Source organism: Bradyrhizobium sp. GW821-FHT12B03, from assembly GCF_058807535.1.
This window is the reverse complement of record NZ_JBXAQU010000001.1, coordinates 617,688-639,999: the sequence shown is the minus strand read 5'-3', so window position 1 is coordinate 639,999 and position 22,312 is coordinate 617,688. Positions and strand designations below refer to the sequence as shown.

Annotated in this window: 23 protein-coding genes and 1 other RNA gene; 3 read left to right on the top strand and 21 right to left on the bottom strand. The window is 64.9% G+C overall.

Annotated features, from left to right (window positions below; genetic code table 11):
* Positions 1-5: 5 nt before the first annotated feature.
* The 9 genes from AC1RUR_RS03110 to miaA all read right to left on the bottom strand — a co-directional run bounded on the left by AC1RUR_RS03110 (position 6) and on the right by miaA (position 9,376).
* Positions 6-857 carry an SDR family oxidoreductase gene (locus AC1RUR_RS03110; protein WP_492841189.1) on the bottom strand — a complete coding sequence of 284 codons (852 nt, stop codon included), beginning with the start codon at positions 855-857 and terminating at the stop codon, positions 6-8.
* 401 nt (positions 858-1,258) lie between these two features.
* A complete protein-coding gene (gene ilvC, locus AC1RUR_RS03105; protein ID WP_028145443.1) occupies positions 1,259-2,278 on the bottom strand; it encodes a ketol-acid reductoisomerase in 1,020 nt (339 codons plus the stop codon).
* 132 nt (positions 2,279-2,410) lie between these two features.
* Positions 2,411-3,013, bottom strand: coding sequence for a LysE family translocator (locus AC1RUR_RS03100; RefSeq protein WP_492841187.1), 603 nt, complete (start codon positions 3,011-3,013; stop codon positions 2,411-2,413).
* Between the two features lie 7 nt (positions 3,014-3,020).
* Positions 3,021-3,896: an EamA family transporter gene (locus tag AC1RUR_RS03095; protein ID WP_492841185.1), complete on the bottom strand. Its 876-nt coding sequence runs from the start codon at positions 3,894-3,896 to the stop codon at positions 3,021-3,023.
* 172 nt (positions 3,897-4,068) lie between these two features.
* A complete protein-coding gene (locus tag AC1RUR_RS03090) occupies positions 4,069-4,764 on the bottom strand; it encodes a class I SAM-dependent methyltransferase (protein ID WP_492841183.1) in 696 nt (231 codons plus the stop codon).
* Positions 4,765-4,767: 3 nt separating this feature from the next.
* A complete protein-coding gene (ilvN, locus tag AC1RUR_RS03085; protein ID WP_011089241.1) occupies positions 4,768-5,310 on the bottom strand; it encodes an acetolactate synthase small subunit in 543 nt (180 codons plus the stop codon).
* Between the two features lie 23 nt (positions 5,311-5,333).
* Positions 5,334-6,305: a threonine dehydratase gene (locus tag AC1RUR_RS03080; RefSeq protein ID WP_492841182.1), complete on the bottom strand. Its 972-nt coding sequence runs from the start codon at positions 6,303-6,305 to the stop codon at positions 5,334-5,336.
* Between the two features lie 9 nt (positions 6,306-6,314).
* Positions 6,315-8,090, bottom strand: coding sequence for an acetolactate synthase 3 large subunit (locus AC1RUR_RS03075; RefSeq protein ID WP_492841180.1), 1,776 nt, complete (start codon positions 8,088-8,090; stop codon positions 6,315-6,317).
* Between the two features lie 329 nt (positions 8,091-8,419).
* A complete protein-coding gene (miaA, locus tag AC1RUR_RS03070; RefSeq protein ID WP_492841178.1) occupies positions 8,420-9,376 on the bottom strand; it encodes a tRNA (adenosine(37)-N6)-dimethylallyltransferase MiaA in 957 nt (318 codons plus the stop codon).
* 11 nt (positions 9,377-9,387) lie between these two features.
* Between miaA and serB the strand changes: the two genes are divergently transcribed.
* Positions 9,388-10,293 carry a phosphoserine phosphatase SerB gene (gene serB, locus AC1RUR_RS03065; RefSeq protein WP_492841176.1) on the top strand — a complete coding sequence of 302 codons (906 nt, stop codon included), beginning with the start codon at positions 9,388-9,390 and terminating at the stop codon, positions 10,291-10,293.
* A 179-nt stretch (positions 10,294-10,472) separates the two neighbouring features.
* Here the strand turns inward: serB and AC1RUR_RS03060 are convergent, their stop codons facing one another.
* From AC1RUR_RS03060 to AC1RUR_RS03005, 12 genes are all read right to left on the bottom strand, one after another.
* Positions 10,473-11,984 carry a Do family serine endopeptidase gene (locus AC1RUR_RS03060; protein WP_492841174.1) on the bottom strand — a complete coding sequence of 504 codons (1,512 nt, stop codon included), beginning with the start codon at positions 11,982-11,984 and terminating at the stop codon, positions 10,473-10,475.
* A 143-nt stretch (positions 11,985-12,127) separates the two neighbouring features.
* Positions 12,128-12,334, bottom strand: a complete 207-nt coding sequence (locus AC1RUR_RS03055; RefSeq protein ID WP_492841172.1) for a DUF2065 domain-containing protein — start codon at positions 12,332-12,334, stop codon at positions 12,128-12,130.
* A 69-nt stretch (positions 12,335-12,403) separates the two neighbouring features.
* The gene (hflC, locus tag AC1RUR_RS03050) at positions 12,404-13,300 is read right to left on the bottom strand and encodes a protease modulator HflC (RefSeq protein ID WP_492841170.1); all 897 of its coding nucleotides are present in this window, start codon (positions 13,298-13,300) and stop codon (positions 12,404-12,406) included.
* Entirely contained in the window at positions 13,297-14,439 is a 1,143-nt protein-coding gene (hflK, locus tag AC1RUR_RS03045; RefSeq protein ID WP_492841168.1) for an FtsH protease activity modulator HflK, read from the bottom strand. The genes hflC and hflK overlap by 4 nt, the downstream gene beginning before the upstream one ends.
* 153 nt (positions 14,440-14,592) lie before the next feature.
* Entirely contained in the window at positions 14,593-15,102 is a 510-nt protein-coding gene (locus AC1RUR_RS03040) for a dihydrofolate reductase (RefSeq protein ID WP_492841166.1), read from the bottom strand.
* Positions 15,102-15,587 carry a GNAT family N-acetyltransferase gene (locus AC1RUR_RS03035; protein WP_492841164.1) on the bottom strand — a complete coding sequence of 162 codons (486 nt, stop codon included), beginning with the start codon at positions 15,585-15,587 and terminating at the stop codon, positions 15,102-15,104. Before AC1RUR_RS03035 ends, AC1RUR_RS03040 begins: the two co-directional genes overlap by 1 nt.
* Entirely contained in the window at positions 15,588-16,382 is a 795-nt protein-coding gene (locus tag AC1RUR_RS03030) for a thymidylate synthase (protein WP_492841162.1), read from the bottom strand. It abuts the gene before it with no gap.
* A gap of 170 nt (positions 16,383-16,552) precedes the next feature.
* The gene (locus tag AC1RUR_RS03025) at positions 16,553-17,536 is read right to left on the bottom strand and encodes a tripartite tricarboxylate transporter substrate binding protein BugD (RefSeq protein ID WP_492841160.1); all 984 of its coding nucleotides are present in this window, start codon (positions 17,534-17,536) and stop codon (positions 16,553-16,555) included.
* 136 nt (positions 17,537-17,672) lie between these two features.
* On the bottom strand, positions 17,673-19,187 hold the full coding sequence (locus AC1RUR_RS03020) for a tripartite tricarboxylate transporter permease (protein WP_492841158.1): 1,515 nt from the start codon (positions 19,185-19,187) through the stop codon (positions 17,673-17,675).
* A 7-nt stretch (positions 19,188-19,194) separates the two neighbouring features.
* A complete protein-coding gene (locus tag AC1RUR_RS03015; protein ID WP_492841156.1) occupies positions 19,195-19,956 on the bottom strand; it encodes a tripartite tricarboxylate transporter TctB family protein in 762 nt (253 codons plus the stop codon).
* Positions 19,957-20,050: 94 nt separating this feature from the next.
* On the bottom strand, positions 20,051-20,581 hold the full coding sequence (locus AC1RUR_RS03010; RefSeq protein ID WP_492841154.1) for a chromate transporter: 531 nt from the start codon (positions 20,579-20,581) through the stop codon (positions 20,051-20,053).
* On the bottom strand, positions 20,578-21,183 hold the full coding sequence (locus AC1RUR_RS03005) for a chromate transporter (protein WP_492841152.1): 606 nt from the start codon (positions 21,181-21,183) through the stop codon (positions 20,578-20,580). Before AC1RUR_RS03005 ends, AC1RUR_RS03010 begins: the two co-directional genes overlap by 4 nt.
* Positions 21,184-21,267: 84 nt before the next feature.
* On the opposite strand from AC1RUR_RS03005, the gene ssrA reads away from it, so the two are divergent.
* Together ssrA and AC1RUR_RS02995 are read left to right on the top strand one after the other, a co-directional pair.
* Positions 21,268-21,634, top strand: a transfer-messenger RNA (tmRNA) gene (gene ssrA, locus AC1RUR_RS03000).
* A gap of 113 nt (positions 21,635-21,747) precedes the next feature.
* Positions 21,748-22,266, top strand: a complete 519-nt coding sequence (locus AC1RUR_RS02995) for an SspB family protein (protein ID WP_011089258.1) — start codon at positions 21,748-21,750, stop codon at positions 22,264-22,266.
* Positions 22,267-22,312 lie beyond the last annotated feature (46 nt).

The following is a 22,312-nucleotide window of genomic DNA, read 5'->3' as shown; positions in this document are numbered from 1 at the left end:
GGGCGTCAGCCCCGCGGCAGCAGCCCGAGTTGCTTGGCGATGATGCGGTCAAGCGTCCGTTTCGGCAGCACGGCCATCATCAGATGGCGCATCCGATTGGGTGTGATCTGATAACGGACCTTGGGGCTTGCCGCCGTCAGCGCCTCGAATACGATTTCGGCGATGCGCTCGGCGGGCAGGCCATTCGCGCCGAGCGCCATCATATACGCCATGACCTTGTTCAGCGCCGGCAGGTAGGGCGAATTCTTGTAGACCGAGAGATCGATCTCTTCCGCCTTGCTCCAGATCGGCGTCTTGACCGCGCCGGGGGCGACGATGATGACGTCGATGCCGAACAGCATCAGCTCGCGGCGCAGGCTTTCCGACAGTCCCTCCATCGCATGCTTGGAGGTGCAGTAGGGCGCCGACAGCGGATTGCCGTTCTTGCCCGCGACCGAGCTGATCATCACGATCCGCCCTTTCGGCCCCTTCAGCGACGGGTCTGCGCCGAGCAGCGGCCCGAAAGCCTGTGTCGCGATCACCGGGCCGATGACGTTGATGTCCATCTGGCGGCGGAAATCGGCGGCCGACAATTCGAGGACGGGACCGGCCACGGCAACGCCGGCATTGTTGACGAGCCCCGCCAGCGTCTCGCCGCCGAGCGTCTCGCGCACCTGGCGCGCCGCGGTCAGTACCGCGGCCTCGTCGGTGACATCGAACAGCAGCGGCGTGAAATTGGCGCCGAATTCACCCTTGAGCCGATCGGCATCAGCCTGCTTGCGGACGCTGCCGAAGACGCGATAGCCGCGCCCGACCAGGAATTTTGCAATGGCCCAGCCGATGCCGGTAGACGCGCCGGTGACGACGACAGATCGCATGGTCTCTTCCCCCCGAAGTTCCCACGATCATGTAGGAGAGCGCCGCGCCAGCGCAATGGACAGCGGTTCTCACCACGCGCAACATTGACACTTTCCTTCACCCGCGAGGTGCCACAACAAGGCATTGCAGGTGTCGCTTCTCCAGTTGAGGCCTGCGACGCGATTTCAAGAATTTGGTTTAGGCGTCAGCTCGCGGAGCAATTCCAACCCGCCAAGAATTTGAACGAAGCAGCATGGTTCGCGCGAGACGAAAAGAGCGAGACCGCTGCCGTGCGATCTCGCTCGAATGTAGCCGCGAAGATTCAAGATTTGATTGGACGCGCAAAGCCTGTGTTGCTCGCGCGGGCCCGACAGATGCCGCGCGCCACTTGCGTGATGAGCGGCGTCCGGGACTGCAAACCTTAGTTCTTGCTCTTGTCGACCAGCGCGCCCTTCTTGATCCAGGGCATCATGTCGCGGAGTTTCGCGCCGACTTCCTCGATCGGGTGCTGGGCGAGCTTGGCGCGGGTCGCCTTGAACGAGGTCTGGTTGACCTTGTTCTCGAGCATCCAGTCGCGGGCGAACTTGCCGCCCTGGATGTCGGCGAGAACGCGCTTCATCTCGGCCTTGGTCTCGGCGGTGACGATGCGCGGACCGGTGACGTACTCGCCGTACTCGGCAGTGTTGGAGATCGAGTAGTTCATGTTGGCGATGCCGCCTTCATAGATCAGGTCGACGATCAGCTTCACTTCGTGCAGGCACTCGAAATAGGCCATCTCCGGCGCGTAGCCGGCTTCGACCAGGGTCTCGTAGCCGCCCTTGATCAGCTCGACCAGGCCGCCGCAGAGCACGACCTGCTCGCCGAACAGGTCGGTCTCGCACTCTTCCTTGAAGGTGGTCTCGATGATGCCGGCGCGGCCGCCGCCGACGGCGGAGGCGTAGGACAGGCCGAGATCATGGGCGTTGCCCGAGACGTCCTTGGCGATTGCGATCAGGCAGGGCACGCCGCCGCCGCGCTGATACTCCGAGCGCACGGTGTGGCCGGGGCCCTTCGGCGCGATCATCAGCACGTCGAGGTCGGCCCGCGGGTCGAGCAGGTTGAAGTGGACGTTGAGGCCGTGCGCGAACACCAGCGCGGCACCCTTCTTCATGTTGTCGTGCAGGTGCTCGCGGTAGATGTCGCCCTGGAGCTCGTCGGGGGTGAGCATCATGACGAGGTCGGCCCATTTGGCGGCCTCGGCGACTTCCATCACCTTGAAGCCGGCGGCTTCCGCCTTCTTGACCGAGCCGGAGTCCTTGCGCAGCGCAATGGCGACGTCCTTGACGCCGGAATCCTTCAGGTTGAGCGCATGGGCATGGCCCTGGCTGCCGTAGCCGACGATGGCGACCTTCTTGCCCTTGATCAGGTTCAGGTCGGCGTCGCGATCGTAATAAACACGCATAGTCGTTTCCTCATTCAGGGCCAGAATCGGCCAAAGGTCAGTGTCCGAAGGGCGAAATTTGCGGATTTCGGGGGCTGTCTAGAGCATTTTGGCCCCTTAAGGAAACCCGTTTCTGCATGGAAATCCGCGACATCATGCATCCATGAAAACGGGGTAGAGGGAGGCGAGCAGCAGGATTGCCATCACGATGTTGAAGGCCCGGACCAGCCGCTCGGAGGTCAGGACCGGCCGTAGTGCAGTGCCGAACAGGGCCCAGACCACGGTCGAGACCGTGCCGACGAGCAGGCTGATCAGGGTCTGGATCGCGATGTTGACGGGAAACTGGGCAATCGCCGCATAGGCGGTGATGGTGCCGATCACGATCACCCAGCCCTTGGCATTGATCCACTGGAACATGGCCGCGCCCCAGAAGGTCATCGGGCCGCGGCCGCTGTCGCCGCCCGGCGTGGTCGGGCCGGACATGGCAATCACCACCGCGAGGTAAATCAGATAGGCGGCGCCGGCATATTTCAAGATGGTCTGGAGGATCGGATAGGCCAGGAACACGGTCCCGAGCCCGAGGCCCACCGCCGCGACCATGAAGGCAAAGCCGATGACGATCCCGGCGATGTGGGGGATGGTGCGCCGGAAGCCGTAGGTCAGGCCCGACGCCAGCAGCATGATGTTGTTCGGCCCGGGGGTGAAGTACATCACCACCATGAAGGCGAGGAAGGCATAGAACAGCGAGTAGGCCATAGTCACCTCACGCGGTCTTCGGCAGGATTTGCGGACGCTTCGCCAGCACCATCACTGCGATACCGCCGATCACGGTCAGCATGCCGGCGAGCCTCAAAGGTCCGAACCGCTCGCCGAACACGATGCTGGAGGCGGCGGAGCCGACGAACGGCACCAGCAGCGCGAACGGCACCACCTGGGCAGCCGGATAATCGCGCAGCAGCCGGCCCCATAGCCAATAGGCGATGCTGGTCGAGATGCCGCCAAGCCCCAGCATGCACAGACCGGAGGTCAGCGACATCTGCGTCAGCGAGGCCCAGGTCGGCGCGGGGCCGTCGGCGATCAGTGCCAGCGCGAACAGCGGCACGGCTGACGCAAGACACAGCCAAGCGAACAAGTCGAACATCGGCGCGCCGCGGGCGCCGCGCAGCAGCAGATTGCCGACGGCAAAACTGACAGGCGCGACCATCAGCACAGCGAAGGCACCGACGCTGAAATCGTAGCCCACTGTGCCGCAGATCATCAGAAGGCCGACTGCTGCAATGACGATGCCGAGCGTCTGCACGGGTGTCGGCCGCTCGCCGAAGGCGATCGCGGCAAAGCCGATCGTGAACAGCGCCTGGCTCTGCACCACGACGGAGGTCAGGCCCACCGGCACGCCATGGGCGATGCCGTAGGCCTGGCTCAGGAACTGACCGAGGAAGAGCGTGAAACTGATCGCAATCAGCAGCGACCAGGCAATCTTGGGCTTGCGGATGAACAGGCATGGCACCGCGGCAATGCTGAATCGCATCGCGGTCATCAGCTCCGGCGAAAGTTCGTCAAGCGCGATCCGGCTCGCCACGAAGGCAAGCCCCCAGATGATCGCCACCACGACGGCGATGAGGATGTCGGCCGGCTTCATCTCAACTCCTTAACCTCTCCCGCTTGCGGGAGAGGTCGCGCCGAAGGCGCGGGTGAGGGCTTTCTCCACACGGGGGCTCCGACTCGTGGAGACACCCCCTCCCCAACCCTCCCCCGCAAGCGGGAGAGGGAGCGCACCGCCGCTCTGGCTGGCTGGGTTCGTTGCCACTAGTCTAGCCTTGTTCGCCGGCTTTCGGTTTCCGCAGCAGATAGGTGCCGTGCATCGGCGCGTGGTAATCGGCCGAGACCAGCGTGAAGCCGACATCGGTCAGCATCCGCTCCATCACCCAGCCGAATGTGGAATATTCGTCGCGCATGTGCGTGACCACGCTCTCGCGCGGGAAATCGTGGTTCTTGATATGGAAGTCGGCCCATTGCTCGACGTCGCGCTCCATCGCATCAGGCATTGACGCATAGACGATGTCGCGCAGATAGAACGTCGCACCCGGCTTCAGCGCACGATAGATCCGCGACATCGCCACCGCCTTCCAGAAATCCGGCAGATGGTGCAGCGTGAACTCGCTGACGATCAAATCATAGGACTCGGGCCGGTAGGCGAAGCTGAGCAGGCCGGCAGACTGCGTGCGCACGGGCGCCTTGCGGTCGCGCGCATAGATCTCGGCGAGTGCCAGCATCGCCGGCGAGATGTCGATGGCGTCGACCTCGGCGCCCATCAGCGCGGCTTCGGTCGCAAGCACGCCGTTGCCGCAGCCGATGTCGGCGATACGCCAGCCGCGCTGGACACCGAGCATTTTCAGGGCGGCGCGCGCCCGCAGGTCGGCATCGTCGTGGCTGTCATAGATCGACGCCACCGCGGGCCCGATGCCCATCCGGTTCCGCTCGTTATAGTACCAGTCGCGCGCCAGCATGGCTCACATCCCTTCAGGCCCGCGGCCGATCGCGGCAACGCCCGTGCGCGACACCTCGACAAGGCCGAGCGGGCGCATCAGATCGATATATTGATTGATCTTGTCCGTATTGCCCGTGATCTCGAACACAAAGCTCTCGGTGGTGGCGTCGATCACGCGGGCGCGGAACGCATCCGCCAGCCGCAGCGCCTCGACCCGGTGCTCGCCCTGTCCGCGCACCTTCACCATCGCCAGCTCGCGCTCGATCGAGCGCTTGGTCTGCGTCATGTCGACGACGCGGTAGACCGGGATCATGCGGTCGAGCTGGTGCTTGATCTGCTCGATCACCATCGGCGTTCCCGTGGTGACGATGGTGATGCGCGACAGATGCTTCTGGGCCTCGGTTTCCGAGACGGTGAGGCTCTCGATGTTGTAACCGCGCCCGGAGAACAGGCCGATGACGCGCGCGAGCACGCCGGGCTCGTTCTGCACGAGCACCGAAAGCGTATGCGTCTCGTTGGGATCGTGGCGATCCTCGATGAAATAGGCGGATGCGGGCTGGTTCATTATCGTCCCCTCTGATCTTGTCGCTACGCCGTCGCCGGCGCATCCATCCCGACCCAACTGCGGAACAGATCGAAATCGATATTGCCGCCGGACAGCACGAGACCGACGCGCTTGCCCGACAGTTTTGCCTTGTCCTGGAGCGCCGCGGCGAGCGCGGCCGCGCCGGCGCCTTCCGCGAGATTGTGCGTGTCGGTCCAGTAGGCGCGAATCGCGCGCGCGATCTCGTCGTCGGTCACCTGCACGATGCGGGAAGCGCCCTTGCGGATCAGCGCGACGGCTTCCGCGTCCGGAAAGCGCGTCGCCACCCCATCGGCCAGCGTGTTGCTCGTCTCGGTGGTCACGACGTGGCCTGCCGCAAACGACAGCGCATAAGACGGCGCTTCGGTCGACTGCACGCCGACGATTTCGGTCTTCAGGCCGAGCAGGTCTCGGACCAGGATGCAGGCGCTGATGCCGGAGCCCTGCCCGATCGGAACGTAGAGCACGTCGAGATCAGGCGCCGCGCGAAACAGCTCCAGTGCGTAGGTCGCAACCCCCAGAACGAGGTCCGGGTGGAACGACGGCACCATGTGCAGGCCTTCGAACTGCGCACGGCGCCCGGCCTCCTCCCGCGCCAGCTGGAAATCGTCACCATGCTCGACCAGATCGGCGCCGAACGCACGCATGGCATGATTCTTCTCGACCGAATTGCCTTTGGGCACATAGATCACCGCGGGCACGCCGTGACGCCGCGCTGCGAAGGCAAGACTCTGGCCGTGATTGCCGCGGGTGGCCGAGATGATGCCCGGCACGTTCGGCCGCTCCCGCTTCAGCCGATCTAGATAGACGAGGCCACCGCGCACCTTGAACGCACCGGTCGGCGTGTGGTTCTCATGCTTGACGACGACGTGCGTCCCCAAGCGCTGGCCGAGAAGCGGCCAGGCATGCGCCGGCGTTGCCGGCATGGCGGCACCGACCATCTGGTGGGCGCGTTCGAGCTCTGTCAGGTCAAACATCCCGAAGCCTCACACCAGCGCCTTGCCGCCGGCGAACGCCTTCGCGGTCGCCTCGTCGTTGGCCTGTTCAGGCAACAGCATCTCGTTATGCGCCTTGCCGGAGGGGATCATCGGGAAGCAGTTTTCCAGCGCCGCGACGCGGCAGTCGAACAGCACCGGGCGCTTGACCGAGATCATCTCCTGGATGGCGCCGTCGAGATCGGCGGGCTTGTGCACCTGGATGCCGACGCCGCCATAGGCTTCCGCGAGCTTGACGAAATCCGGCAGCGCCTCCGAGTAGGAATGCGACAGGCGGTTGCCGTGCAGCAGCTGCTGCCACTGCCGCACCATGCCCATGTACTGGTTGTTCAGGATGAAGATCTTGATCGGCAATTCGTACTGAACTGCCGTCGACATCTCCTGGATCGTCATCTGCACCGAGGCATCGCCTGCAATGTCGATGACGAGGCTGTCCGGATGCGCCACCTGCACGCCGACCGCGGCCGGCAAGCCGTAGCCCATCGTGCCGAGACCACCCGATGTCATCCAGCGATGCGGCTCCTCGAAGCCGTAGAACTGTGCCGCCCACATCTGATGCTGGCCGACCTCGGTGGTGATGTACGTATCCCTGCCGCGCGTCGCCTCGAACAGGCTCTGGATCGCGTGCTGCGGCAGAATGACGTCACTGCTCTTCCTGTAATAGAGCGAGTTGCGGGCGCGCCACTGCGCGATCTGCTGCCACCACGCCTTGATGTCGGGCTTCTTCGCTTCCGCCTTGAACACCTGGAGGATGTCGCCGAGGATATTGCCGCAATCGCCGATGATCGGCACGTCGACGCGGATGTTCTTGTTGATCGAAGACGGGTCGATGTCGATGTGGATCTTCTTCGAGCCCGGCGAGAACGCATCGACGCGGCCGGTGATGCGGTCGTCGAAGCGCGCGCCGACGCACAGCATGACGTCGCAATCGTGCATCGTCATGTTGGCTTCGTAAGTGCCGTGCATGCCGAGCATGCCGAGCCAGTTCTTGCCCGACGCCGGGTACGCCCCCAGGCCCATCAGCGTGGAGGTGATCGGAAAACCGGTGACCTCGACCAGCTCGCGCAGCAGCTTGGTTGCCTCGGGGCCGGAATTGATCACGCCGCCGCCGCTGTAGATCACCGGCCGCTTGGCGTTCGCGAGCAGCGAGACGGCCTTGCGGATTTGCGTCGCATCGCCCTTCACGCGCGGCGCGTAGGAGCGGTGCACGTCGGACTTGCGCGGCGGATGATAGGTGCCGGTCGCGAACTGCACGTCCTTGGGCACGTCGACCAGCACCGGGCCCGGTCGCCCCGTGGTCGCAACGTAGAACGCCTCGTGCAGCACCTTGGCGAGGTCGTTGACGTCACGCACCAGCCAGTTGTGCTTGGTGCAGGGGCGCGTGATGCCGACCGTGTCGCATTCCTGGAACGCGTCGTTGCCGATCAGGTGCGTCGGCACCTGGCCGGAGATGCAGACCAGCGGGATCGAGTCCATCAGCGCGTCGGTGAGCGGCGTCACCATGTTGGTGGCGCCGGGACCGGAGGTCACCAGCGCAACGCCCGGCTTGCCGGTCGAGCGCGCGTAGCCCTCGGCAGCGTGGCCCGCGCCCTGCTCGTGGCGGACCAGGATGTGCTGGACCTCGCTCTGCTGGAAGATCTCGTCATAGATCGGAAGCACCGCGCCGCCGGGATAGCCGAAAATGTCGGTCACGCCGTGATCGATGAGCGCGCGGACGATCATCGCAGCGCCGGTCATCTGGTTCGGATCGTGGCTCTTGTCGCTCATTGGCTTGCTCCGGATGCGCTGTTGTCAGCGGCTTCGTTCGTGTCGGGTTCGGGAAATAAAAAAGGCCCCGAAGAGGGCCCATGCACACCGCCTGTCATGTGGATGGCAGCTAGCCATCCCCGGCGGTGTGCCTGGGTACGACGGCGATAAGGAGTTTGGTAATAATGTTACGCATGGCAGGTGCCCGGCTTCCCAAAGGTTGCGCGAAACATAGCGGCCAAAGCCTGGATGTCAAGGCGATGCGGCCGTTCCCGCGCGATTTTGGCAGTGTAGCGGTGTTCCCGGGGTTCGGCGAGAGGTAAATTCGGGAACTGCGGCACAAAACCGTGTCAGCCGGGGTCCCGGGCCGCCTTCACGAGCGCCGCAAGCCACCCCCGTGCCTCCTCCGGCTTCACCCATTCGAATTCCGGCAGCTGGTGCCGGAACCAGGTGAATTGCCGCTTGGCGTAATGGCGGGTATCGGCGCGGCCGATCGTGCCGGCTTGCTCCAGGCTGAGCTCGCCACGCAGATGCCTGATCAAGGCCGGCACGCCATGGGCCTTCATGGCCGGCAGCAGCGGATCGAGCTCTCTGGCGGCGAGGCGCTCGACCTCCCTCAAGGCGCCGGCGCCGAGCATGGCGTCGAAACGGGCATCGATGCGGGCATAGAGCTCGTCACGCTCGGGAGCGAGAAAGACCGCGTGAAAACTGTCCCTGGGCAACAAAGGTGGCTGGCCTTCCTGGTGCCAGTCGAGAAGCGAGCGGCCGGTCGCCTCGACGACTTCGAGCGCCCGCGCGACGCGGGTGCGGTCGCGCAGGTTCAATCGCCCGGCCGCGCGCGGATCGCGGCGTGCGAGTTCCGCATGCAGCGCCTCGACGCCATTCCGCTCCAGCCGCGCGCGCACGTCGTCGCGTACTTCCGCGGGAATCGGCGGCACCACCGAGAGACCCGCGGTCAGTGCCTTGAAATAGAGCCCGGTGCCACCGATGAAAATCGGCAGGCGGCCTTCGGCCCTGGCCTCTTCGAGCGCCTTCGCAGCATCGCTCACCCAGGCGCCGGCCGAGAAATTCACGGCCGCATCGACATGGCCGTAGAGGCGATGCGGAATGCGCGCTTCATCCGACCGCGTGGGACGTGCCGTGATGATGCGCAGGTCGCGGTAGACCTGCATGGAATCGGCGTTGATGACGACGCCGCCGGCGCCGAGGGCAAGCTCGAGCGCCAGCGCCGACTTGCCGCTGGCGGTCGGGCCTGCGATAAGCACGGCCTTGCCAACTTGGCTTCTGCTGACTTGCCCCTCGCTCACGAAAACCTCAAATGTCCCTCGTCGCCACGCTGATCTGCAATCCCGATAGTCCCGCGCTCGACAGCACCTTCGTCGACGGCGCCCGCGCCGTGCTGCCTCAGGCGGCGCCTGCGCACTGGCTGTTCGACGGGGTTGCGGTCGACATTCCCTTCGGCGCCGACAGTAACCTCGAAGGCGACCGTCACGCCATCGAACAGCGGTTGCGCGAACTTCGCGGCGACCTGCCGATCGACATCGTCGTGCAGCCTGTTGGCTTCAGGCGCAAGAAGCTTTTTCTCGCCGACATGGATTCCACCATGATCGGTCAGGAATGCATCGACGAGCTCGCCGATCTCGTCGGGATGAAGGCCCATGTCGCAGGCATCACCGAACGCGCCATGCGCGGCGAGATCGAGTTCGAGCCGGCGCTGCGTGAACGCGTCGCGCTTTTGAAGGACCTTCCCGCCAGCGTCGTCGACGAGGTGCTGGACAAGCGCATCACGCTGACCCCGGGCGGCCGCGCGCTGGTCGCCACCATGCGGGCGCACGGCGCCTATACCTGCCTCGTCTCGGGCGGCTTCACGCTGTTCACGAGCGCGGTCGCCGCCAGGATCGGCTTCCAGGAGAACCGCGCCAACGAGCTGATCGTGCGCGACGGCAAGTTCACCGGCGAGGTGAAGGAGCCGATCCTGGGCCGCGCCGCAAAGCTCGCGACGCTGGTGGATCTGATGGAATCGTTCGATCTCGACGACATCGACTCGGTCGTGGTCGGCGACGGCGCCAACGATCTGGCGATGATCCAGGCGGCGGGGCTGGGCGTGGCCTATCACGCCAAGCCGGCCGTTGCTGCGGCAGCAGCCGCGCGGATCGACCACGGCGATCTCACCGCGCTGCTTTATGCGCAGGGGTATCGGCGCGAGGAGTTTGTGGAGGCCTAGCCTCCTCCGTCGTCAGCTCTTGCTGCCTGCTCAGCAGCCGCAGGGTGAGCAAAGGCGCGCTTGCGCCGTGCCCACCACTCCTGCCGTGATGGTGGAAAGATGGTGGGCACGCTCCCGCCTTCGCCCTTCGAGCTACGGCGGACAAGTCGCTTTGCCCACCCTACGAGACTGTACCGCGCCTACTGCACGCTCAGCGCGACAAACCGCAGCTCGCCGTCGGCGTTGGAGACAAGCAGCAACACCGACTTCTTGCCGTCCTTCTTGAGCTGGTCAACGCGCTTCTGAATGTCGGCACCGCTCGATACCGCCTCCTGCGCCACCTCGACGATGACGTCGCCGGCGGAGAGCCGCTTCTCGGCAGCGTCGGAATTGGCGTCGACATTGGTGACGACCACGCCCTTGACGCTGTCCTTGATCTTGTAGCGCGTCCGCAGGTCCTTGTTCAGCGCGGCGAGATCGAGGCCGAGCGCCTTCTGTGTCACCGGCTTCTCGGGCGCGGGCTCGTCGGTCTTCACCGCCGCCTGCACCTTGTCGGGATCCTGGAGACGGCCGAGCGTGACTTTCTTGGTCTCCTCCTGGCCCTTGCGGATGATGATGACGTCGACCTCCTTGCCGACCGCCGTGTCGGCGACGACGCGTGACAGGTCCTTCGGGTCCTTGACGTCCTTGCCGTCGAACTTGACGACGACGTCGCCGGGCTCGATGCCGGCGGGTTTCGCCGGGCCCTTGTCATCGACGCCGGCCACCAGCGCGCCACGCGGCGGCTTGATGTTGAGACTCTCGGCGATCTCGTCGGTGACGCTCTGGATGCGCACCCCCAGCCAGCCGCGGCGCAGCTCGCCGAACTGGCGGAGCTGGTCGACGACACCCACGACCGTCTTCGACGGCACGGCGAAGCCGATGCCGATGGAGCCGCCGGAGGGCGAGATGATCAGCGTGTTGACCCCGATGACGTCGCCATCGAGATTGAACAGCGGACCGCCGGAATTGCCGCGGTTGATGGCGGCGTCGGTCTGGATGTAGCTGTCATAGGGACCCGAGGAGATGTCGCGGTTCTTGGCCGAGACGATGCCGGCCGTCACCGTACCGCCCAGGCTGAACGGGTTGCCGATCGCGACCACCCAGTCGCCGAGCCGCAGCTTGTCGGAGTCGCCGAACTTCACCGCGACCAGCGGCTTCGTCGGCTTGAACTTCAACACGGCGAGGTCGGTCTTCTTGTCGACGCCGACCAGCTCGGCCTTGATCTTGGTGCCGTCGTTGAGGATGACGTTGATCTCGTCGGCATCCGCAATGACGTGGTTGTTGGTGACGACGACGCCAGCGGTGTCGATGATGAAGCCGGAGCCGAGCGAGTTGGTCTTGCGGGGCGGGCCGTTGTCGCTCTTGCCGCCGCCGGGACCCCTGCGGTTCTTGAAGAAGTCGTCGAAGAACTCCTCGAAGGGCGAGCCGGGTGGCAGTTGCGGCATGGTGTTGCTGCCGCCGCCCTTGGCCTCGACGGTCTGCGAGGTCGAGATGTTGACGACCGCGTCGATCACCTTCTCGGCGACGTCGGCGATGCCCTCCGGACCGCGCGCATGAGCCGGCTCGCCGAACGCGCCGAAAGCACTGACGGCGAGCGCGGCCAGCCCAATTCGCACGCCAAGTCGCGCACGATGGCGCAAGCGGGACGGGGCAATGATGGCAGCGGTCATTGTGATCTCCAGAGAAAGGGATTCGGCGTCAAGACTGCGCTCGAACGGGGGGACGGCGCAAGCGCGGAGCTTCACGGGCCCCAAGACCCGGATAATACGGCGAAAACCGGTCCCTCGCCTTCACTTTGGCGTTGGCGCGAGGCCTAAATCGGACGCCGCATCACCCAGATCAGGATCAGGCCGGCCACGGCCGAACCGATCCCGACCGCCCGCAGGACGTTGTCCGGCGTGGCGATCGCGCTCTTCATGGCCTTGCGCATCCAGTTCGGACTCGCCGCGAACATCAAGCCTTCCAGCACGAACAGGATGCCTAAGCCGATGAGGAAGTCGGCGAACGCAATGGACCTCATCGGATTGGAACCTCCCGTTGTGCTGTTCTTCTGGGCGAAGGGCGGCCATATCTGCCGCCCTTGCCTGGCTTACGGCTTTGCCGGCGTCGCGGTCGCCGCCTTGCCGGACGGGTTACCAAAGAACCGGAAGAAATCCGAGTCCGGCCGCAGCAGGAAGCGGGTGTCATTCGCGCGCAACCCGTTCTCGTAGGCGGTCATCGACCGGTAGAAGGCGAAGAAGTCGGCATCCTTGCCGTAGGCTTCCGCAAACAGGCGGTTGCGCTCGGCGTCGCCGACGCCGCGGGTCTGCTCGGCCAGCGATCTGGCTTCCGCCTCGATCACGGTCGCCTCGCGATCGGCCTTGGAGCGGATCTCCTGCGCCTTCTGGCCGCCCTGCGCCCGGAACTCGGCGGCTTCCCGCTCGCGTTCCGTCTTCATGCGCTGGTAGACCGCCTGGCTGTTCTGCTCCGGCAGATCGGCGCGCCGGATCCGAACGTCGACGACCTGGATGCCGTAACCGTCGGCCTCGCGATCGAGCTGGTCGCGGATACGCAGCATCAGCTTCTCGCGGTCGTCGCGCACCACGTTGATGAAGGTGACCTCGCCGAGCACGCGGCGCAGCGCCGCGTTCAGGAGCGTGGTGAGCTGGATGTTGGCGGCCTGGATCGAACCGACGCTCTGATAGAAGCGCAGCGCGTCCTTGATCCGGTAGCGCGCGAAGGCGTCGACCACGAGCCGCTTCTGGTCGGACGCGATCGCTTCCTGCGACGGGTTCTCCAGATCGAGGATCCGCTTGTCGACATTGATCACCGAATTCCACGGCGCCTTGAAGTGCAGGCCGGGATCGGTGACGACGTCGACCGGCTTGCCGAACTGCAGCACGATGGTCTGCTCGGTCTGCTGCACCGTGAACAGCGACATGTAGCCGACGATCACGACGAGCAGGAGTCCGAGAAGGGTGACGATACCTGTGACCGGAGACCTCATCTCGTGCCTCCGCTCGACTGCTGACCGGGGGTAGGCGGCCGCTTGGTCGTCAATTCGCCGAGCGGCAGATAGGGCACGACGCCCTGGCCCGAGGGACCGCCGTCATAGACGAGCTTGTCCGCGCCGCCGAGCACGCGCTCCATCGTCTCCAGATAGATCCGTTCACGCGTCACGTCGGGCGCCTTCTTGTATTCCTCGTAAACCTTCAGGAAGCGCGAGCTCTGGCCCTTGGCCTCGGCAACCGCCTGCTCCTTGTAGCCTTCGGCGGCCTGCATGATCTGCGCCGCACGTCCGCGCGCCTGCGGCACCACCTGGTTGGCGTAGGTCTGCGCTTCGTTCTGCAACTGCTCGAGATTGGCGCGCGCCGCCTGCACGTCGCGGAAGGCGTCGATCACCTGCGCCGGCGGATCGACCTTCTGCATCTGCACCTGGCTGATCTGAATGCCGGCGCCGTAGCTGTCCAGGGTCTTCTGGATCAGCTCCTGCACGCCCTGTTCAGTGACGTTGCGCGCACCGGTGAGGATCGGCTGGATCTGCGAACGGCCGATCACCTCGCGCATCGCGCTCTCGGCGACCGCCTTCACCGTACCTTCGGGGTTCTGGATGTTGAAGAGGAAGTCGCCGACGCCGGCGGTGTCGGGCTTGATGCGCCACAGCACGGTAAAATCGACGTCGACGATGTTCTCGTCGCCGGTCAGCATCAGGCTCTCTTCCGGCACGTCACGAATGGAGCGGCCGCGCCGCGCCGGATCGTCGATCAGCGTCATGCCGATGGAGATCGTGTTGACGCGCAGCGCCTTGGGCAGCAGCACTGTCTCGATCGGATAGGGCAGATGATAGTTCAGGCCCGGATCCACGGTGCGGACATGCTTGCCGAAGCGCAGCACGACGCCGCGCTCTTCGGACTGCACGCGGAAGAAGCCCGACAGCAGCCAGAACGCGATGATGAGCAGGATGATCAGCGTGATGCCGACGCCGGAGAAATAGCCGCCCGGCATGATCTGCTGGAGGCGATCCTGGCCGCGCCGCAGAAGGTCTTCCAGATCCGGCGGCCTCGGCCCGACCGGTTGCGGGCCTGAACCCCATGGTCCCTTTGGACCCGAGCCCCATGGGCCACCGCCCTGATTCTTCCACGGCATTCGACGCTCTCCTCGGCGGGGTGGAATTGCCCCTGCCCGCTTTGTCCGGTCCGGCTTTATAGGGGACAGGCAAGTCCCTTACAACGCAGCCCGGCCTGTCTTTGGAGCTATGCTCGGGCACGAAAAAGTCAATGTAAACATTGACGAATGCGGTTAATGGGGCGGCCGCCGACGATATGTCACATAGGAGAAATCGGCGCTGTCGTCCGCTCCGGCAGGATGACGGACGCGCGCCGTCTCCTCCCATTCTGCCCTGTCGATGTCGAAATGCGTGTCACCTTCGGGCCGCGCATGCACTTCGGTGATTTCGAGGCGATCGGCACGATCGAGCCATTGCCGATAGATCTCGGCACCGCCGATCACCGCGATCTCGGTGACCGAACGCCGCAGGGCATCGCCACGGGCGATCGCGCCTGCGTCCGCGGCCGATGTCGTGACGATGGCGCCAGCGGCACGATAGTCCGGATCGCGCGTGATCACGATGTGGGTGCGGCCCGGCAGCGGCCGGCGCAGGGATTCGAAGGTCTTGCGGCCCATGATCATGGGCTTGCCGATTGTCAGCGCCTTGAAGCGCGCCATGTCGGACTTCAATCGCCAAGGAATGGCGTTGCCGGCGCCGATGACGCCGTTCTCCGCAATCGCCACGACGAAGACGATCTCCATCAGGCAACACTCCCCGCAAGCCGCGTCAGCGCAGGACCGGTGACGCGGCACAGCGTCCAGTCCTCCATCATGACGGCGCCGAGCGACTTGTAGAACGCGATCGACGGCGCGTTCCAGTCGAGCACCGCCCATTGCAGGCGCGACCAGCCGTTCTCGACGCATTCCCTGGCGAGATAGACCAGCAGCGCCTTGCCGAGGCCCCTGCCCCGATGCGACGGCCGCACATACAAATCTTCGAGATAGATGCCGTGACGGCCGCTGAAGGTGGAGAAATTGGCGAACCACACCGCAAAGCCGACCGCCTCGCCGTTCCACTCGGCAATCGCGCAATAGAGCTGCGGTCTCTCGCCGAACAGCGCGGCCGCGATGTCGGCCTCGGTCGCCTCGACCTCGTGCGTGAGCTTTTCGTATTCGGCAAGTTCTCGGATGAAGTCGAGAACGAGCCCGGCTTCACCCGGGCGCGCGCGGCGAATGTTCAGCGACATCTAGACCGCGACTTCCGCCTTGATGTGCGGATGCGGGTCGTAGCCGACGAGTTCGAAATCCTCAAAGCGGAAGGAGAAGATGCCCTTCACATCGGGATTGATCCGCATCACCGGCAGCGCACGCGGCGCGCGCGTGAGCTGGAGCTTCGCCTGCTCCAGATGGTTGGAATAGAGATGGGTGTCGCCGAACGAATGCACGAAGTCGCCGGGCTTGAGACCCGTGACCTGCGCCACCATCATGGTGAGCAGCGCATAGGAGGCAATGTTGAAGGGCACGCCCAGGAACACGTCGGCCGAACGCTGATAGAGCTGGCACGACAGCTTGCCGTTGGCGACGTAGAACTGAAACAGGCAATGGCACGGCGGCAGCGCCATCTTGTCGACCTCGGCCGGATTCCAGGCCGAGACGATCAGGCGGCGCGAGTCCGGGTTGCGCTTGATCATGTCGACGACATTCGAGATCTGGTCGATGCTGCGTCCGTCCGGCGCGGGCCAGGAACGCCATTGATGGCCGTAGACCGGGCCGAGATCGCCATTGGCATCCGCCCACTCGTCCCAGATGGTGACGCCGTTATCGCGCAGATATTTGATGTTGGTGTCGCCCTTCAGGAACCACAACAGCTCGTGCACGATCGCCTTGAGCGGCAGCCGCTTGGTGGTCAGCATCGGGAAGCCGGCCGACAGATTGAAGCGCATCTGATGGCCGAACACCGAGAGCGTGCCGGTGCCGGTCCGGTCGGTCTTCTCGGCGCCGTCTGAAAGAATCCGCTCGAGCAGGTCCTGATACTGGTGCATGTGCCGTGAGCCTTTGGGGAAGCGGCGAACTTAACGGCCGCCCCCGCGCTGCGACAGCGGCGATTCGCTGCCTCCACCGATTATACCCGGAAAAGTGAGCGTTCCCGGCACAAACGACAAGGGGCGGAACTTGGCGTCCCGCCCCTTGCCTATCGGTCTGAAAGTGCTGGCTAACTTGCCGGCTTGAGCACCGGGGTCCACTTCGCGATCTCGCTCTTGACGAGGGTCGCCAGCGCCTCCGGCGTGCGGTCCTTGGGCGTGGGGATGACGCTGCCGAGTTCGAGCAGGCGCTTCTTCACGGTCTCGTCGTCGAGCGCCTTGATGGCAGCGGCGTTCAGGCTCGCCACGATCGCCGGCGACGTTCCCTTCGGGGCGAATATCGCGTTCCAGGCCTGGGCCTGGAACGCAGGCAGCCCGGCTTCCGTCGTCGTCGGCACGTTCGGCAGCGACGGATTGCGCTCGGCCGTCGCGATCGCATAGGCCTTGATGGTGCCCGCGTTGATCTGCGGCACGGCGTTGACGATCTGGTCGCACATGTAGTCGACCTGCCCCGCCACCAGCGCGTTCATCGCGGGACCGGTGCCGTTGAAGGGCACGCCGACCGGCTTGATGTCCAGGATGGAATGCAAGAGCTCGCAGGATACATGCGAGACCGAGCCGACGCCGGCATGCGCCGCGTTGACCTTCTCGGCATTGGCCTTCACGTAGGTTACGAATTCCTTCAGGTCCTTCGGCGGGAAGTCCTTGCGCGCCAGGATCAGGATCGGTGTGCCCGCGAGCAGCGCGATCGGCTCGAAGTCTTTCTCCGGATGATAGGCAAGCTTCGGATAGAGCGGCACGGAAGCGGCATGCGTGCCCATATGCCCCGTGATCAGCGTATAGCCGTCATTGGCCGCGCGCGCGGCGCGCGTGGTCGCGGTGGTGCCGCCGGCGCCCACCACGTTCTCGATGATGATGCTCTGGCCGAGCGTCTGCGCCATATGCGAGGTGACGATGCGCGAGATCACGTCGGTCGGGCCGCCGGCAGCGAACGGTACGATCATGGTGATGCCGCGCGTCGGATAGGTTTGCGCCTTCGCCGGTGCGACAAAGGCACACAGCGATGCGAGCGCAGCAGCACATGCGCCCGTCGCGAGCGCGCGAATAGAAATCATGTCGTTTCCCCCGGGACACAAACAAAAATGCCGGCCACAAGGGCCGGCATTTTCATGTCACGAAGACATCACACAAGTCGATTCGACTTCCGAATGCGGCGCCCGGACGCAGGGCGCCGCGCCGACGCAGGTGCGCTCAGTTCTCGGACTCGGTGAACACCTCGTCACGCTTGGCGCGCAGCATGGGCAACAGCGTGAGCGCCAGCAGGAATGCCGCGATCGCCAGTAGCACCGCCGACAGCGGACGCGTCAGGAACACGCTCCAGTCGCCGCGCGAGATCAGCAGCGCACGGCGCAGGTTCTCTTCCATCAGCGGGCCCAGCACCATGCCGAGCAGCAGCGGCGCCGGCTCGAAATCGTGCTTGATCAGCCAGTAGCCGACGAGACCGAAGACGCCCGCGAGGATGACGTCCACCGGCGCGTTGTTCACCGAGTAGATGCCGATCGCGCAGAAGATCACGATCGAGGGGAACATCAGCCGGTAGGGCACGCGCAGCAGGCGGACCCAGATTCCGACCAGCGGCAGGTTGATGATGATCAGCATGAGGTTGCCGATCCACATCGAGGCGATCATGCCCCAGACGAGATCCGGCTGCTTCTGCATCACCTGCGGGCCCGGCACGATGCCGTGAATGGTCATCGCACCCACCATCAGCGCCATCACCGCGTTGGGCGGGATGCCGAGGGTGAGCAGCGGAATGAAGGAGGTCTGCGCCGCGGCGTTGTTGGCGCTTTCCGGCGCCGCCACGCCCTCGATCGCACCGCGGCCGAACCGCGACGGGTTCTTGGCGAGCTTCTTCTCAAGCGTGTAGGCCGCAAAGGACGCGATCACCGCGCCACCGCCCGGCAGAATGCCGAGGATCGAGCCGAGCACCGTGCCGCGCAGGATCGCAGGCGCCGAGTCGGTCAGGTCTTTCCTGGTCGGCATCAGGCCGGTGATCTTCTGCTGCACGAGATCGCGGTTCATCTCGGCGCCGGCGTCGAGATTGCGGATGATCTCGGCAAAGCCGAACACGCCCATCGCCACCGTGGCAAAGCCGAGACCGTCGGCAAGCTCAGGAATGTTGAAGGCCATGCGCGAGGCGCCGGTCTCGATGTCCGAACCGACCATCGAGAGCAGCAGACCGAACACGATCATCGCGATCGCCTTCAGCACCGAGCCCTTGGCCAGCACGACCGCGAAGATCAGGCCGAGCACCATCAGCGAGAAATATTCGGCCGGACCGAACGCCAGCGCGAGTTTTGTGAGTGGCGCGCCGAGGACAGCGATCAGGACAGTCGCGACGCAGCCGGCGAAGAACGAGCCGATCGCGGCGATCGCCAGCGCCGGACCGGCGCGACCCTGCTTGGCCATCTGGTGACCGTCGATGGCGGTGACGACCGATGTCGCCTCACCTGGAATATTGACCAGGATCGACGTGGTCGAGCCGCCATATTGCGCGCCGTAATAGATGCCGGCGAGCATGATCAGCGCGCCGACCGGCGGCAGACCGAAGGTGATCGGCAGCAGCATCGCGACCGTGGCGATGGTGCCGATCCCAGGGAGAACGCCGACCAGCGTGCCGACGAGGGCGCCGATCAGGCACATCAGCAGGTTGATCGGAGAGAGCGCGACGGCAAAGCCGTGAGCGAGGTTGGCAAAAATATCCATCACGCCCTCACTGGACCAGGAAACGCGGGAACATCGGCATCGGCAGCCCGAGCACGTACGGGAACAGGATCGCGCAGCCGAGCGTCAGGCAGGCGCCGACGATGGCAGCCTCCAGCCAGCGCGTCTCATGCGATCCTGTCGCTGCGATCATGAAGCTGACGAAGGCCGAGACCACAACACCGAGTGGCCGGATCGCCAGCGCGAAAAACACGATCGAGGCCATCACGAACATCGGCCCGCGCCAGGCATAATGCGCCATCGCCGGCCCATCGGTCAGTAGGCCTGTCAAGGCGATGCCAGCGGACAAGGCGACGAGCAGCCCGCCGAACATGCGCGGCGCGGTGCCCGCGCCGAAGGAGAAGCCGCGCATCCCCTGCAAATCGCTCGAGGCCCACAGCGCGAACAAAGCCAGCGCCATCAGGATGATGCCGCCGACATAATCCTGTGCCGACCGGATGGTCATGAAAAGCGTGACGATCGCCACCACAAGGATCGGGTAGGAATAGATCAGCGCCAGCAGCACATCGGATGACGCCTTCTTGGTGTCACCACTGGCCGCTCCGATCAGCGCAGCGGGAGCGCCCGCGACCAGCGCGGTGGCATGGCTGATCAGGACGGTGGCCGGGCCGCGTCCCGCGCCCCAGCCGAAAATCGTCCCGATCGACCAGATGAATTCGAAGATCTGCGGCGCAATCGCCAGCAGGCAAAAGCCGATCGCCACCGATGTGTTTCGGGTGGCCGTCGCTGAGTGGCCCATCGTATCGGCCATGCATGTCTCCTCCGCGACCCGTAAGTCACGCGCAGTGTTGTTCTAATCGGCTGGAAATGGATCCCCCGCCCGGATCACTGCCTAGCGATTTTCATTACACAATGCCAGCAAAACCCAACAAGCCCCCGGCGAGCAGGAGCCATAGTGGATTGATGCGCGAGACAGACGCGACCACCGCAACCACCGCGGTCAGAAGCAGTGCAGCAATCGTGCGATCGGTCGACTGGGCCAGGATCAGGGCGCTGGCTGCCATCAATCCAATCGAGAGCGGAACCAGTGCAGCCTGGATCAGGCCGGGCCAGCGCGATTGGCTGGGCCGGCCCAACAGACGGCTGACATAATAGGCAACCAGCGCGGTCGGCAGGCACATCGCCAGCGTCGCCGCCAGCGCGCCGGGGATGCCGGCGACCGCATAGCCGATTAACGTCACGATAAGCACGTTCGGACCTGGCGAGAGCTGCGCGATCGCATAGGCATCCGTGAACTGCTTGTCGGTCATCCAGTGATGCACGTCGACCGCGATGCGGTGCATCTCGGGCACCGCCGCCGCGGCGCCGCCGACCGCGAATAGCGACATCAGACCAAAGGTCGAGATCAGCGCCCAGATCGGGTTCTCGGCGTTCACGCTGCTACCTTCCGCCGCAGGAGGTAGGTGGCGCTGATGCTCACGGGGATCGCGACCAGCAGCACCGCCTGCAGCGGCAGGCGCAGCACGCCGATGGCGAGGAAGACGCCGAGCATCAGAATGAGCGCGACCGGCTCCAACCGCTTGAGCAGCGGCGTCATCATGCGGAAGACGACCGCGATCAGGAGGCCGACCGCCGCGCAGGAGATGCCCGCGAGGATGCGGCGCAGCACCTCCACGTCGCCGAACCGGGCGTAGATGATCGCAAGCACGGTCATGATCAGCGTCGGCGGCAGCAGCAGGCCGGCAAAGGCGGCAACGCCGCCCGCAATCCCGCGCAGCCGCGCGCCGAACACCATCGACAGATTGACGATGTTGGGTCCGGGCAGGAAATGGCAGAGCGCAAAGGTCTCGTTGAACTCGTCCGCCGTCATCCAGCGGTGCTGCTCGACGATCGCCCGCCGGGCGAACACCAGGACCCCGCCGAAACCGGCCAGCGACATCCGGGCGAAAGCCACGAACAGCGCGGCCAGGCTGGGCGGGGGGCCGCTGGTCGCGGCACGATCCGGCTCTTGGGCGGCCGGTGCTGAATCCGGGGACATGTCAGGAGCTTAGAACGTGGGCCGCCGCAAGGCCAAGGCTGTCCGGAACCTATCCAAAGGGAACCGCGCCATGCCTGCGCCAAACCCCTGTCTTTCTAAACCTTTGCCCCCTATATTGGGGGGGCCGGTTCGCCGGCTATGGAAATAAACGGTCGTCGCAATAAACCATTCGGACCCGGGGGCGGTACCCGGCGCCTCCACCAAAGCCCACAGCGGGCGAGCCCTGGAAGCGGGTTTTGGCGGGGGCGAAATAGGATCGACGAGGGCGTAAAGGGCGTGCTTTTTCCCGGTATTGTTCCGCCGTTATCGGGCTACTGCAATAGTTGCCAACGACAACTTTGCTCCGGTTGCTCAGGCTGCGTAACGCAGTTTGAAAGACCATCTTAAAGTCCTAACGGGTTAAGCTCCGTTAGGCGGGGTTCGGAGGCACCTGGCAACAGAAGCCTCCACTTACATTTTATTTCCTCCCCGGCGGGGACTCCTGCTGACCCGTCAGGCGCGGTACTATTGCGACTTGGCGAGTCGGGCCGGCAGGGCCCAACTCCTGGAATGCAACAGGACACCATGGCGACCGATCATATCCGATACGATGTGCTGGCCCGCGACGCGCTGCGCGGCGTGCTGCGGAAGGTGCTGACCGACGCCGCGTCCCATGGACTGCCCGGCGAGCATCATTTCTTCATCACCTTCGTGTCGAAGGCCGAGGGCGTGAAGCTGTCGTCGCGGCTGCTGGCGCAATATCCGGAAGAGATGACGATCATCCTCCAGCACCAGTTCTGGGATCTGACCGTGCTCGAGGACCGCTTCGAGGTGGGCCTGTCGTTCGGCGGCATTCCGGAGCGGCTGGTGGTGCCGTTCAGCGCCATCAAGAGCTTCCTCGATCCGTCCGTGAAATTCGGCCTCCAGTTCGACACGTCCGATGTCGCCGAGGTCGCTCCGGAGACGTTGCCGGCAGCCCCCGCCCCCTCGGCCCTGTCGGTGCCCACGCCCGCCACTGACAAGGCGGAGACCGCGGAAGAGCCGACCCCGCCGAGCCAGGGCGGCGCCGAGGTCGTGCGGCTCGATCGTTTCCGCAAGAAATGATCTAGGTTGGCCGCGAAACGGTCGCGCCCGGCAAAACTGCCTATAT

Excerpts from the sequence above, each read along its gene's own strand:
- AC1RUR_RS03110 (WP_492841189.1), bottom strand. The coding sequence starts at position 857 with ATGCGATCTGTCGTCGTCACCGGCGCGTCTACCGGCATCGGCTGGGCC.
- ilvC (WP_028145443.1), bottom strand. The coding sequence starts at position 2,278 with ATGCGTGTTTATTACGATCGCGACGCCGACCTGAACCTGATCAAGGGC.
- AC1RUR_RS03100 (WP_492841187.1), bottom strand. The coding sequence starts at position 3,013 with ATGGCCTACTCGCTGTTCTATGCCTTCCTCGCCTTCATGGTGGTGATG.
- AC1RUR_RS03095 (WP_492841185.1), bottom strand. The coding sequence starts at position 3,896 with ATGAAGCCGGCCGACATCCTCATCGCCGTCGTGGTGGCGATCATCTGG.
- AC1RUR_RS03090 (WP_492841183.1), bottom strand. The coding sequence starts at position 4,764 with ATGCTGGCGCGCGACTGGTACTATAACGAGCGGAACCGGATGGGCATC.
- ilvN (WP_011089241.1), bottom strand. The coding sequence starts at position 5,310 with ATGAACCAGCCCGCATCCGCCTATTTCATCGAGGATCGCCACGATCCC.
- AC1RUR_RS03080 (WP_492841182.1), bottom strand. The coding sequence starts at position 6,305 with ATGTTTGACCTGACAGAGCTCGAACGCGCCCACCAGATGGTCGGTGCC.
- AC1RUR_RS03075 (WP_492841180.1), bottom strand. The coding sequence starts at position 8,090 with ATGAGCGACAAGAGCCACGATCCGAACCAGATGACCGGCGCTGCGATG.
- serB (WP_492841176.1), top strand. The coding sequence starts at position 9,388 with ATGTCCCTCGTCGCCACGCTGATCTGCAATCCCGATAGTCCCGCGCTC.
- AC1RUR_RS03060 (WP_492841174.1), bottom strand. The coding sequence starts at position 11,984 with ATGACCGCTGCCATCATTGCCCCGTCCCGCTTGCGCCATCGTGCGCGA.
- AC1RUR_RS03055 (WP_492841172.1), bottom strand. The coding sequence starts at position 12,334 with ATGAGGTCCATTGCGTTCGCCGACTTCCTCATCGGCTTAGGCATCCTG.
- hflC (WP_492841170.1), bottom strand. The coding sequence starts at position 13,300 with ATGAGGTCTCCGGTCACAGGTATCGTCACCCTTCTCGGACTCCTGCTC.
- hflK (WP_492841168.1), bottom strand. The coding sequence starts at position 14,439 with ATGCCGTGGAAGAATCAGGGCGGTGGCCCATGGGGCTCGGGTCCAAAG.
- AC1RUR_RS03040 (WP_492841166.1), bottom strand. The coding sequence starts at position 15,102 with ATGGAGATCGTCTTCGTCGTGGCGATTGCGGAGAACGGCGTCATCGGC.
- AC1RUR_RS03035 (WP_492841164.1), bottom strand. The coding sequence starts at position 15,587 with ATGTCGCTGAACATTCGCCGCGCGCGCCCGGGTGAAGCCGGGCTCGTT.
- AC1RUR_RS03030 (WP_492841162.1), bottom strand. The coding sequence starts at position 16,382 with ATGCACCAGTATCAGGACCTGCTCGAGCGGATTCTTTCAGACGGCGCC.
- AC1RUR_RS03025 (WP_492841160.1), bottom strand. The coding sequence starts at position 17,536 with ATGATTTCTATTCGCGCGCTCGCGACGGGCGCATGTGCTGCTGCGCTC.
- AC1RUR_RS03020 (WP_492841158.1), bottom strand. The coding sequence starts at position 19,187 with ATGGATATTTTTGCCAACCTCGCTCACGGCTTTGCCGTCGCGCTCTCT.
- AC1RUR_RS03015 (WP_492841156.1), bottom strand. The coding sequence starts at position 19,956 with ATGGCCGATACGATGGGCCACTCAGCGACGGCCACCCGAAACACATCG.
- AC1RUR_RS03005 (WP_492841152.1), bottom strand. The coding sequence starts at position 21,183 with ATGTCCCCGGATTCAGCACCGGCCGCCCAAGAGCCGGATCGTGCCGCG.
- AC1RUR_RS02995 (WP_011089258.1), top strand. The coding sequence starts at position 21,748 with ATGGCGACCGATCATATCCGATACGATGTGCTGGCCCGCGACGCGCTG.